This is a genomic window from Commensalibacter intestini A911 (genome assembly GCF_000231445.1).
GTDB lineage: Bacteria > Pseudomonadota > Alphaproteobacteria > Acetobacterales > Acetobacteraceae > Commensalibacter > Commensalibacter intestini.
In genome coordinates, this window is the sequence record NZ_AGFR01000003.1 from 48,771 (window position 1) to 60,881 (window position 12,111).

At 36.7% G+C, this 12,111-nt stretch carries 13 protein-coding genes and 1 tRNA gene; 9 read left to right on the plus strand and 5 right to left on the minus strand.

Translation table 11 applies throughout. From position 1 onward, the window contains the following. Positions 1 to 296: 296 nt before the first annotated feature. The 4 genes from CIN_RS00585 to CIN_RS00600 all read left to right on the plus strand — a co-directional run bounded on the left by CIN_RS00585 (position 297) and on the right by CIN_RS00600 (position 3,577). Positions 297 to 746 carry a MucR family transcriptional regulator gene (locus CIN_RS00585; protein WP_008853106.1) on the plus strand — a complete coding sequence of 150 codons (450 nt, stop codon included), beginning with the start codon at positions 297 to 299 and terminating at the stop codon, positions 744 to 746. Between the two features lie 92 nt (positions 747 to 838). Next, positions 839 to 1,774: a signal peptide peptidase SppA gene (gene sppA / locus CIN_RS00590; RefSeq protein ID WP_040363634.1), complete on the plus strand. Its 936-nt coding sequence runs from the start codon at positions 839 to 841 to the stop codon at positions 1,772 to 1,774. A 28-nt stretch (positions 1,775 to 1,802) separates the two neighbouring features. Then, positions 1,803 to 2,105: an integration host factor subunit beta gene (locus tag CIN_RS00595; RefSeq protein WP_008853109.1), complete on the plus strand. Its 303-nt coding sequence runs from the start codon at positions 1,803 to 1,805 to the stop codon at positions 2,103 to 2,105. 35 nt (positions 2,106 to 2,140) lie between these two features. Next, positions 2,141 to 3,577, plus strand: coding sequence for a mannose-1-phosphate guanylyltransferase/mannose-6-phosphate isomerase (locus CIN_RS00600; protein WP_008853110.1), 1,437 nt, complete (start codon positions 2,141 to 2,143; stop codon positions 3,575 to 3,577). Between the two features lie 106 nt (positions 3,578 to 3,683). On the opposite strand, the gene CIN_RS00605 is transcribed toward CIN_RS00600, so the two are convergent. Beyond that, complete coding sequence (locus CIN_RS00605) at positions 3,684 to 3,941, minus strand: hypothetical protein (protein ID WP_040363636.1); 258 nt, start codon at positions 3,939 to 3,941, stop codon at positions 3,684 to 3,686. 307 nt (positions 3,942 to 4,248) lie between these two features. Beyond that, positions 4,249 to 5,208, minus strand: a complete 960-nt coding sequence (trxB, locus tag CIN_RS00610) for a thioredoxin-disulfide reductase (protein WP_008853111.1) — start codon at positions 5,206 to 5,208, stop codon at positions 4,249 to 4,251. Between the two features lie 132 nt (positions 5,209 to 5,340). On the opposite strand from trxB, the gene CIN_RS00615 reads away from it, so the two are divergent. The 3 genes from CIN_RS00615 to CIN_RS00625 all read left to right on the plus strand — a co-directional run bounded on the left by CIN_RS00615 (position 5,341) and on the right by CIN_RS00625 (position 8,244). After that, a complete protein-coding gene (locus CIN_RS00615) occupies positions 5,341 to 5,826 on the plus strand; it encodes an Lrp/AsnC family transcriptional regulator (RefSeq protein ID WP_008853112.1) in 486 nt (161 codons plus the stop codon). A gap of 46 nt (positions 5,827 to 5,872) precedes the next feature. Then, positions 5,873 to 6,616, plus strand: a complete 744-nt coding sequence (locus tag CIN_RS00620) for a polyprenol monophosphomannose synthase (protein WP_083813288.1) — start codon at positions 5,873 to 5,875, stop codon at positions 6,614 to 6,616. Between the two features lie 143 nt (positions 6,617 to 6,759). Further along, positions 6,760 to 8,244 carry an ArnT family glycosyltransferase gene (locus CIN_RS00625; protein WP_008853114.1) on the plus strand — a complete coding sequence of 495 codons (1,485 nt, stop codon included), beginning with the start codon at positions 6,760 to 6,762 and terminating at the stop codon, positions 8,242 to 8,244. 24 nt (positions 8,245 to 8,268) lie between these two features. On the opposite strand, the gene CIN_RS11275 is transcribed toward CIN_RS00625, so the two are convergent. From CIN_RS11275 to CIN_RS00640, 3 genes are all read right to left on the minus strand, one after another. Further along, positions 8,269 to 8,658 carry a DNA-binding transcriptional response regulator gene (locus CIN_RS11275; RefSeq protein ID WP_008853115.1) on the minus strand — a complete coding sequence of 130 codons (390 nt, stop codon included), beginning with the start codon at positions 8,656 to 8,658 and terminating at the stop codon, positions 8,269 to 8,271. Positions 8,659 to 8,806: 148 nt separating this feature from the next. Further along, positions 8,807 to 8,883 (minus strand) — tRNA-Arg (locus CIN_RS00635). Between the two features lie 64 nt (positions 8,884 to 8,947). Then, positions 8,948 to 9,385 carry a hypothetical protein gene (locus tag CIN_RS00640; protein WP_008853116.1) on the minus strand — a complete coding sequence of 146 codons (438 nt, stop codon included), beginning with the start codon at positions 9,383 to 9,385 and terminating at the stop codon, positions 8,948 to 8,950. A 177-nt stretch (positions 9,386 to 9,562) separates the two neighbouring features. On the opposite strand from CIN_RS00640, the gene guaA reads away from it, so the two are divergent. Further along, positions 9,563 to 11,140 carry a glutamine-hydrolyzing GMP synthase gene (gene guaA / locus CIN_RS00645; protein ID WP_008853117.1) on the plus strand — a complete coding sequence of 526 codons (1,578 nt, stop codon included), beginning with the start codon at positions 9,563 to 9,565 and terminating at the stop codon, positions 11,138 to 11,140. Positions 11,141 to 11,268: 128 nt separating this feature from the next. Further along, entirely contained in the window at positions 11,269 to 12,039 is a 771-nt protein-coding gene (locus CIN_RS00650) for a DUF4145 domain-containing protein (protein ID WP_008853118.1), read from the plus strand. The last annotated feature ends 72 nt before the right edge of the window (positions 12,040 to 12,111 follow it).

Below are 12,111 nucleotides of genomic sequence, written 5' to 3' on the forward strand. Positions count from 1 at the left end.
AGAATAAGCTGATTATACAAATAATATAAATAGTTTTTATTTTGATCATTATTGTTATCTTTATGTTTGCTAAAATTGGATTTTATTAAAAGATATTTTATATTAAATAGCAAACAATAAAAGAAGTTAAATGTGTTTAGGGTGGATAGTTATTTTTTGTATTTTTTTATAGTAATTATTTTGAATAATGTTAAAAATGTTGTGTATTTATTGTATAAAAGAACGTCTATTATATAGATTTATTTGTGTTTTATGAATGTCGTTCAATTATTTAGTGTAGTATTTTGGATAATATAATGGAATTAGAAGAAAAAAAAATATCATTATTAGAATTAACAGTAAAAGTGGTTTCGTCTCATATCTCCAATAATTCTGTTGGCTCTGATCAATTGCCAGACTTGATTAAGCAAGTTTATCAAACTTTAAATTCAATAGAAAAAAATGGGTCAGAGGCTGAAAAGTTGCAGCCTGTTGTGCCGATTAAACGTTCAGTATTTCCCGATTATATTGTTTGTTTAGAGGATGGTAAAAAATTAAAAATGTTAAAACGTCACTTGCAGAGTGCTTACGGTTTAACACCTGAACAATATCGAGACCGTTGGAATTTGCCTGCAGACTATCCTATGGTTGCACCAAATTATGCAGAGTGTAGGTCTGCGCTTGCGCGTGAAATTGGGCTAGGGCGTAAAAGTGTTGCAAGAGGTAAAAGCGATGGGCGTGGCCGTCGTGGCCGTAAAGAAGAATAAGTAATTTCTCTTTGACATGATATATCTTGGTAATTATATAACCATATATTTAGAGACATAAAAACGATTTTTTTGTTCGGGATACGCATTAGATGCAATTAGAAAGCGATTTATTATTAGAACGTCAAAAAATACGACGTCGGTTGGTTTTTTGGCGCTGTATAGCACTCGTCATTTTTGTAATATCTATTGTGTCGGTCGTAGCTGCTTTTTCACCTAAAATGGGACGTGATAGTGACCATTTGGTTAAATTAAAGATAGAGGGCGTCATAGGATCGGATGTATCTAAAAAAGTAAAACTGATTGACGATGCTTTGACTGATAAAACCGTTAAAGGGATGATTCTTTATGTGAATAGTCCTGGAGGAGCTGTTACGGGTGGAGAGCAGTTGCATGATGCTATTCTGAATTTTGCACAGAAAAAACCAGTGGTAGTGAGTATGGGAGGAGTAGCGGCTTCGGCTGGTTATATGATTTCCGTGCCTGCTAATCGAATTTTTGCTTTAAATTCGACATTAACAGGGTCTATTGGGGTCATTATGCAGGCACCGGATATTTCTGGTTTGTTAGACAAAGTGGGTATTACTGTTGATCAGTTGGTTTCTGGGCCATTAAAAGGGCAACCTTCCATGGTGAAGCCGCTTTCTTCTCAAGGCAGAGAAATGTTACAAGGATTGATTGAGAACTTTTATGATCAATTTGTTGTAATGGTTGCGCACGGAAGACATATGGATGTTGCAAAAGTTAAAGAGCTTGGTGATGGTCGTCCATATAGTGGCCAACAAGCAGTAAAAAATGGATTGGTTGATCAAATTGGCACAGAGCAAGATGCTAAAAAATGGTTAACTCAGTATTTGAAATTACCTTCTGATATTAAAGTAATAGAATTAAAAGATAAAAAATCTTCTAAGTGGTTTTCTAGATTTTTGGGTGAAGCATTGGGGGATTCTGTGAATGGTTTTATGCATCAAGTTGTGTATAAAAACCAAGAAAACCTTGATGGTGCGATCGCGATTTGGAAACCTTAGATAAAACTTAAAAAACGAGTATAAATTAATGACTAAATCTGAACTTATTTTAGAGATTGCTGCAGCACATCCAAATTTATTAATTAAAGATATTGATTTGATAGTTTCTACTATTTTTGATGAAATTGAAGGAGCTTTGGCTCAAGGTGGTAGGGTTGAGTTGCGTGGTTTTGGTGCTTTTTTTGTAAAAAATCGCAAAGCGCGTATTGGTCGTAACCCAAGAACTGGAGATACTGTGGATGTTCAAGAAAAACATGTCCCATTTTTTAAAACGGGAAAAGAATTAAGAAAGCGGGCAAATAATCAGTTAGAAGATACTGTTTCTAACTAAGCTTTTGGATTGAAGATCGCACAAAGGGATACGAAATGAGCGGAACTGAATCGATTAAAATTGTTCCAGTAATCTTATCAGGTGGAACGGGTAGCCGTTTATGGCCGGTATCTCGTGCGAGTTTTCCGAAGCAGCTGTGGCCATTATTATCAGAAAATTCGATGCTACAGGATACAGCATTACGTGCAATAGGGTCTATATTTACAGACCCTATTATCATTTGTAATAATGACCATCGCTTTTTAATTGCTGAGCAGCTACGTGAAATTGGAATTGAAAAAGCGCGTATTGTACTGGAGCCTCTTGGTAGGAATTCTGCTCCAGCAATTGCTGCAGCTAGCCTGTTAATCGCAGAAGAAAATCCTAATCATATTCTATGGGTTATGGCTGCAGATGCCGTTGTGGAAGAAACGGAACGGTTAATTCAGTTTGTTGAAGAGGCTGCAAATCTTGCTCAGCAAGGAAAAATTTTAACCTTTGGAATACAACCTACCAGTCCAGAGACAGGTTATGGTTATATTGAAAAAGGGAACAAGCTGCAGGAAGCTGAGCATGCGTTTTTTGTGCAAGCATTTATAGAAAAGCCCGATTATCAGCGTGCTTCTCAAATGTTGGAAGCTGGACAATATTTATGGAATTCTGGAATGTTTGTTTTTTCTGCACAGACGATGTTGCAGGAAATGCAAAAATATACGCCCGAGCTTTTGAATTTGGTTCAAGTTGCGGTTCAGAAAAGACAAACAGATTTATATTTTGAACGTTTTCAGTTGGAAGATTTTGTAAAAATTCCTGATATTTCAATTGATTATGCAATTGCCGAGAAAACTGATGTAATGCTGGTTATTGCAGCGGATTTGACGTGGTCAGATATTGGAAGTTGGAATGGACTTTGGGCTATTAGCAAAAAAGATTCAGTAGGCAATGTTGCTATAGGAAATGTATTTTTAGAGAATACGCGTAACAGCTATATTCGCTCTGAAGAAATGGTTGCTGCGGTTAATGGACTTGACGATATTGTTGTTGTTGTTACCAAGGATGCTGTTTTAGTCACGGATCGACGAAAGTCTCAGGATGTTAAAAAGATCGTTGATAAACTTTCTTTAGCCAAACAAAAAGAGGCTTTTTTACATACACGTTGTTATCGCCCTTGGGGATTCTATGAGACTTTAGCTAGCGGACATCGTTTTCAGGTTAAGCAATTGGTTGTAAATGAAGGTGCTCAGCTTTCTTTGCAAAAGCATTATCATCGTTCAGAACATTGGGTTGTTGTGTCTGGGGTTGCAGAAGTAACGCGAGGAGATGAAGTGCTTCTGGTTAAAGAAAATGAGAGCGTTTATTTACCTGTTGGCACGTTGCATCGCCTTACGAATCCTGGACGTATTCCTTTGGTTGTGATTGAAATACAGTCGGGTTCTTATTTAAATGAAGATGATATTATTCGTGTAGAAGATAATTATAATCGTTTAGATTAATATTATATGAATGTTGCCTCATACAGTATTGTTTGAATGGTTTAAGAATGTGATGGTTCAGTTTTGTAAAAGTAATGAGGCGGTATATACTTAGTATTTATATCGATCAAGGTTTCAAACAAGCTGAGCAGTTACCGTTTGTTTCTTTATATAATTTACTTTCATCATTTATTACTATTTTAACCGTGTTAGATAAATATGTAGCAAATTCAGGTGTAGTATAATTTCTGAATTTAGAGGTATTCTCTCTAAATTGACGAGCACGTTGAGCCATTCTGATATAAGTAAAAGGTATATTGTATTGAGGTGTTTGGCTTAATTCGATAGCTTTTTTATTAGCATTAGTTGTTGTGGTTGTTACCATATTATCAGCAATTAAACATTCTTCTTACTTAGAGTCAGGGCTTTTGATTTATTGATAACAATCATAAACATCTGCTGCTCATCCTTCTATCCCTTGTGCACAATAGTTTGATAAAAACTTTCTTTCTGTCGCTTGAATTATTGCCTCAGAAGCGTGTTGCTTTGCCTGCTGCTTGCGCAATCAAAGGAAATACCAAGATAGGTAGTGCAAGTAGGAACTTGTTCATCAATTTAATTTTAAATCAAAATTTTTTAAACATATTATCGTTACGATCTGGTGAACCATATAGTTCACCAGATGATAAATTTTATTCAGTTTCACCTAAATAACGTTCGGCTTCCAAGGCTGCCATACAACCTGTTCCAGCTGCGGTAATGGCTTGGCGATAGGTTTTGTCTTGTACATCACCAGCTGCAAAAATACCTGGGATAGAGGTTTTTGGGGTGCCTGGTTGCGTAATAATATACCCTTCAGAATCCAGTTCAACTTGCCCTTTGAATAACTCTGTATTGGGGTTGTGACCAATCGCGATGAAAACACCATCAATATCTAATGTTGATTTTTCGTTGGTTTTTACATTTTTCAACGCAAGCTCTGTAACTGCCTCTGGTTTTCCTCCAGAAAGAATATCCTCAACAACACTATCCCAAATAACGGTCACTTTAGGATTGTTCAGTAAACGATCTTGTTGGATTTTTTCAGCTCTTAAACTATCACGACGGTGAATGAGTGTCACATGAGATGCATGGTGGGTAAGATATAATGCTTCTTCTACAGCAGTATTTCCTCCGCCGATAACTGCAACCTTTTTACCGCGATAAAAGAATCCATCACAAGTCGCGCAAGCAGAAACACCATAACCTTGTAAGCGTTCTTCTGCTTCTAGCCCTAACCAACGTGCTTGCGCGCCTGTTGCAATGATTGCGGTGCGGGCTTTGTAAATATTTCCTGTATCGGTATGAAAGATGAAATAACCATCTTCTTTTTGTGGATCAAGTAATGAACATTTAGAAACGCTGTCCATAACGATTTCTGCACCGACATGTTTTGCTTGTGCAGCCATTTGTTCCATTAACCAAGGGCCTTGAATTGCTTCTGCAAATCCAGGATAATTTTCAACATCATTGGTGATGGTTAACTGTCCACCAGGTTGTAAGCCTGTTAATAGAACAGGTTTCATATTGGCTCTGGCACCATAAATTGCAGCGGTATAACCGGCTGGGCCTGCGCCAATGATAAGCATATTTGTAATAAAAGTTTCTGTCATATTGTTATATCCTGATTTAATCGTAGCGATTTTTATAATTATATATATATATGGTGTTTATTGTATAAGAAGAAGGTTTCGTTTAACAACACCTTTTATATATCGAAAAAACGCTAAGGCGGATAAAGGCATATGGCACAATTAGTAGAACTTGATAAAATTGACTGGCTGATTCTCGACGAACTACAAAAAGATGGCCGAATCACAAACATAGAGTTGGCTCAGCGTGTTGGCATTTCGGCACCACCTTGTTTACGTCGTGTAAGACGACTAGAAACGATGGGAGTGATTAAAAGTTATCATGCTGTGATTGATACAGTATCGGTAGGTTGGTCTTTGTCAGTGTTTGTTTTGGTTGGATTAGATAGCCAAAAAGAATCTGTTTTAATTGAATTTGAGGCGCAGATGGCAGCAATGCCAGAAGTTAGAGAGTGTCATATGGTTCGAGGTGGCGTTGATTTTCTGATTCGATTCATTGCCAGAGATGCTGAAGATGAAAACAGATTGACACATGAGTTAACCAGTAATCCTCATGTTGCCAGAGTGCAAACGTTACAAATAATTAGAACCAGTTTGCAACGTGAAGGGGTTCCTTTGGACGGTGGGGCCGAAGGATAGTCTTTCTCATCTTATTTTGAATTATAGATAGATTGTTAATATTGTTATGAATATTCCTTGTCCATCAAATGATAGCTTAGAATTGAGTATCATTATCCCTTGCTATAATGAGAGAGATAATGTGGAGCGTTTGTTTCAAGCGCTCGATAAAGCATTAGAAGGACGACGATGGGAAGGAATTTTTGTCGATGATAATTCGCCTGATGGGACGATCGATCATATTTGGGCTTTGGCACAAAAAGATCGACGCATCAGGGGGGTCTTGCGTGTCGGTAGGCGCGGTCTTTCAACGGCCGTGATTGAAGGTATATTATCATCTTCCGCGCCTTGTGTTGCAGTTATTGATGGCGATATGCAGCATGATGAAACGCGCTTGCCTTTGATGCTGGATGCTGTCTTACAGAATGATTATGATATTGCTGTTGGCAGTCGTCACGTAGAAGGTGGTGCTAATACAGGCTTAGCCAATCGTTGGCGGCTTTTTTTATCCAATACAGGGATTCGAATTGCTCAACAATTTTTACCTGTGGCATTAAACGATCCAATGAGTGGTTTTTTCTTATTAAAGCGGTCTTTATTTATAGAGCTCTTGCCTCAATTATCAGGGACAGGATTTAAGATTTTATTAGATTTAGTGATGTCTGCGCCGAATTCTGTGCGTATAAAAGAAATACCATTCCAATTTCGTCAAAGATTATTTGGTGAAAGTAAGTTAGATTTTAAAGTGATGATGCAGTTTATATGGATGCTGATAGAAAAGATCTTTAAGTCATCATTAAAGAAAAAATGATTTATATTGAGTATAATCGTGAATTATTATCTGTTTATTATAAGCCCTTAAGATATTTATACTGATTTCTTAGGGCTTTTATTTTATTACAATATGATGAGAACATTTCTTTTATGTGATGATAAAAATCAGGGTATATATTGGTGAAAAATAATTTATTTTTAAAACTATCTATTGGATTAGTATTGCTAACAATGATTCGTATGATTGTAGCCGTTTCTATTCCATTATCTCCTGATGAAGCTTATTACTGGATGTGGTCTCAGGCTTTGGATTATAGTTTTTATGATCATCCCCCTATGATTGCACTATGGATTAAAGCAGGATGTTTGTTGTGGGGAAATACAGAATTAGGTATTCGCTTTTTAGGTCCTTTGGCGGCTTTATTAGGCAGTATTTTTGTATTTTTCACGGTAAAAGATTTTAATAATCATCAGGCTGATTCGGATCAAAAAGGCGTTATTGCTGTTTTATTATTAAATGCAACGCTTACTGTTGGTGTTGGTGGCATTATTGTCACCCCTGATACTCCTTTATTATTCTTTGTGTGTGTTTTTCTGTGGGCGTGTGGTCGATTATTATATACGAAATCAGCTCAATATTGGTGGGTCATTGGTGCCAGTGCTGGTTTGGCGCTTTTAAGTAAATATACAGCTTTATTATTAATTGGTGCCTTAGGGCTTTGGTGTTTATTAACCAAAGAGGGGCGTGGATATTTAAAAACAAAATCTCTATGGGGAGGGGCTTTTCTATCTGTTGCTATTTTTTCTCCAGTGATTTTCTGGAATGCACATCATCATTGGATTAGTTTTGCAAAACAAGGTGGCCGTACAACAGACTGGAATCCTCATCGTGCTTTACAATTTTTGTCTGAGCTACTTGGAGGGCAAATCGGTTTATCCTCGCCAGTGATTTTTATTTGTTTTGTTATCGGGCTATTTTATTTAACGCGCTCAGTGATCCAAAGGAAATGTAATGCATCATCATTTTTACTTTGGTTAATGATTCTTCTACCAACAAGTGTTTTTGTTCAGCATGCTTTTGGCGATAGAGTGCAGGCAAATTGGGTTGGGTTACTTTATCCTGTTTTGGCGGTTATTACTGGGCTGTATGTGAGTAAGTTTCTTAAAACGGCCATTATCCTTGGTTTTGCAATTGTTTCTTTTGTATATATACAAACAATATTTGCTGTTGTGCCTTTGCCGGCCCAAAAAGATATACTGTTAAAGCAACTAGGGGGATGGGCAAGTTTTGCTCAGTTAGTCAATAAGAGTGTTCCTCAGGATATGCCCATTATTTCTGATAATTATGGATTGGCATCAGAGCTAAAATTTTATCTTCCACATCGACAAATTATGGTTATAGGGGATCGTTGGCAATATTTTAACTTACCGACAAGTGCTGTAACGCAAGGGTATTTTATTCGTCGTCAGCGCACAAAAAAAGTATCTTTTTTATCTGTTGGACAGGATGATTATTTTGTTCAACCTACCGATTCTAATGGATATGCACCTTTACAGGAGATTGTTCGTGCTAAAGGGGGCAGGGTAGCTCAATATTATGAGTTATATGATGTTAATTTGCGTTCTAATCTTGTTATTACGGGACAGAGTAAATTTTTGCCTTAGTAAATACAAAAATAGAACGACGTATTAGGCTCTTACAGTTGCTAAAGCTTCAGTAGTTGAATATTGGAAGGCTTGTTCAATGGAGCTTAATAACGTTGTTAAACGAAAAGGTTTTTCGACTTTAGGGAGAGGGAGTTGCATTAGGCGTTTATTGAGCTCGAAATTACCACTCATGAGTAAAATCTTACATTGTTGAGCTAATAACTCTTTAACTAAAGGGTAAGGATCGCCGTCTGGTAAACATGAATCAACAATGGCCATATCAAATCGGAATTGTGATTGAAAACAACATGCTTGAGCAACAGAATGGGCAATATAAATCTTTTCTACTTTATCGAGTAAACTTAATTCGATTAAATCGCATATTTCTGGTTGGTCTTCTATAATCAGAAGAGAGGCAGAAGAGGGTATCATCAACTAATTAACCGTATAGTTTATTATTACAAAAGATTTACTTTATATAACAATAAATTGATTAGTTGTATAATATTTTTTTAGATTTTTGTGGTTTTTGAAAGTGTATATTGCTTTTATATCAACATAAAAATGTTGAACTTTATAATGGCGCACCCGACAGGAATCGAACCCATAACCCCCAGATTCGTAGTCTGGTGCTCTATCCAGTTGAGCTACGGGTGCGTCTTGCTTAGGCTTTTAACCCGTTTAAATTTGGATTGCAAGCCTTTTTTTTATTTTTTATGAGTTAATGTGCAATAGCGTCAGATAGTCCGTAATGTTTTGGACGATAAAACGTGATATGAGCCCGACAATCCGGCGTTCCGTAGGTGCCAATAATATTTTCGTTTTGTGCTTTTCCTTCGAAAACAAGATCATAAGGTTTATGATCCATATCGATTCTATGAAGGTTTGCGACAAGGTGAACTGGTTTTTCTTTTTTATTAAAAACGCCTCTTAGGATCAACGCACCATCATCAGGGGAGAACAGAACCATTTTTTTATCAACACGTAAGGCAGCTAATCGATCTGTAGGGCAAGTGCCTTGATCGACTTCTAATTTTCCAAGCCATACGCCTTGTGGATGATCTTCTGCTAATTTGCTGGCACAAGCGTTAAGGGCTAGACATGCAAGGCCTAGGAATAGTGTATTTGTAAAAAAATATCCTATTTTCTTTTTAATCATAGAAAGCTCCGACAAGATTCGATAAAAGAAGTATTTAAATATCAGTATAAAACTGATTTAGTCTTATAAACGAGAAAGATAAAATTTTTTAGATAATTCCCTTTTTATCTGAATGTTTTTCGCTTATGTGATATGGAAACATGTTTTTTCGATCAGTACAATGAAGAAGTTGGTATAATGACCCAAGTAAGTGACTTAGAACAATCTTTACACGAAGAAAAGATTCTTATTCTTGATTTCGGTAGCCAAGTAACCCAATTAATCGCACGGCGCGTTCGGGAAAGTGGTGTTTATTGTGAAATTTGGCCTTATACCAGCAAAGGTGAAAAGATTCGCTCTTTTGAACCGAAAGGTATTATTTTATCGGGTGGCCCTTCTAGTGTTGCAGATGAAAATGCCCCACGTATTCCTGAAGATGTATTTGCACTGAATATTCCTGTTTTAGGAATTTGTTATGGTGAACAGGCAATGTGCCAGCAATTAGGTGGACAGGTCGAATCTAGTGATCATCGTGAATTTGGTCGTGCACATGTTGAAGTTGTTGAAGATAGTGCGCTTTGTCGTGGTGTTTGGGCTCGTGGTAGTCGCGAACAAGTTTGGATGAGCCATGGTGATCGTGTGGTGAAATTACCTCCTGGGTTTAAAGTGATTGGAACCAGTGAAGGTGCGCCTTATGCAATGATTGCAGATGAAGGTCGTCGTTTATATGGGGTGCAATTCCATCCAGAAGTTGTGCATACGCCTCATGGTGCTGCGTTATTAAAAAACTTCACACATAATATTGCGGGTTGTCACGGTAATTGGACAATGGCTGGTTTCCGTGATTTGGAAATCGAACGGATTCGTCAGCAAGTTGGCGATAAAAAAGTGATTTGTGGGTTATCTGGTGGTGTGGATTCTGCAGTAGCAGCGGTTTTGATCCATAAAGCCATTGGTGAACAATTAACTTGTATTTTCGTTGATCACGGTATGTTACGCCAAGGTGAAGTTGACGAAGTTGTTAAAACCTTTACTGGCCAGTTTAATATTCCTTTAATTAAACGGGATGCTTCTGATCTGTTCTTAAAAGAACTAGCAGGCGTCACAGATCCTGAAATTAAACGCAAAACAATTGGTCGTTTGTTCGTTGAAGTCTTTGAAGAAGAGGCTAAGAAACTAGGTGGTGCAGACTTCCTTGCTCAAGGCACTTTATATCCTGATGTGATTGAGAGCGTCAGTGTTACGGGATCATCTGTTACCATTAAATCTCATCATAATGTTGGTGGATTGCCAGAACGGATGAATATGCAGCTGGTTGAGCCACTTCGTGATTTGTTTAAAGATGAAGTTCGTGACTTAGGTCGTGAAATGGATATTCCAGAGAATATTGTTGGTCGTCATCCTTTTCCTGGGCCTGGATTGGCTATTCGTATTCTTAGTGACATTACGCGTGATAAACTCGATTTATTGCGTAAGATTGACGCTGTTTATTTAGAAGAAATTCGCAGTGCAGGGCTATATGATGCAATCTGGCAAGCGTTTGCTGTGTTATTACCTGTTCGTACGGTTGGGGTGATGGGTGATGGTCGTACTTATGACCATGCTTGTGCATTACGCGCGGTTACCAGTGTTGATGGTATGACCGCTGATGTCTATCCATTCGATATGGCGTTTTTGACTCGTGTTGCGGGACGTATCGTTAATGAAGTTCGTGGTGTAAATCGTGTGACTTACGATATTACTTCAAAACCACCAGGGACGATTGAGTGGGAATAAGGTTTTTATTCGTATAGATTATATAGAGCCCGATAGAATTTATTCTATCGGGTTTTTTTAATGGTATATCATAATGATTGTTATTATTTTGATTAGTAATTTTTTATTATATATAATGGGACTATGGTATGGGGTTATTAATTAAAGGATCGATACTATTAAGCTATAAATTTTCTTCTGATATTAAAGGATCTCTATTGGTTTGCCCAACATGTAAACAAAATTTATTGCAAATAGACAATGATAGTTTTAAACATGACTTAAATAAACAAGGGAGACAGTTAGAAAGAGTGGCGACTTTACTAGATGGCGATGAATCATTAACGTTTTCTTGTTTGTTGAGATGCACAAATTCTTTATGTTTAGAAGTTGTTGCTTGTGGTGGTTATGGTGCTTTTAATGATGAATATTACGAGGATCAGTTTGGGAACTATCATATGGTAGGTTACAAGGATTATTATTATCCAAAATATTTTCACCCTCATTTATGTTTATTTAATATTCCTGAGTTATGTCCTAACAGTGTTAAGCAAGCAATTGAAGAATCTTTTGCTACTTTTTTCTCATCAATAACAGCAACAACGAATAGCATTCGGATATCAATAGAAGCGTTATTAAGAGAGCATGAAATTTCTTCTACAAATGAAAGAGGTAAATTTATTCCTTTACATCGTAGAATAGAGAATATTTCTGAAACTTCAGAATTATATTCATTTAAAGATCAATTATTAACTTTAAAAGATATGGGTAATGATGGTAGTCATAATGAATCAGAAGTATCAAAAGAAGATATTGTTGATGCATATGAAGTGCTGAGTGATATCTTAGAAAAAAGATACGCTCAAAAACAAGATATTAGTAACATTCTTAAAAGACTAAATAATAAATTTAAGAAGTAATTATAGTTTTTGATTGAATATGTAAGTCAAGAGTAATTAAAAATATTTAAATCTTTCCATTTTATTGATCCA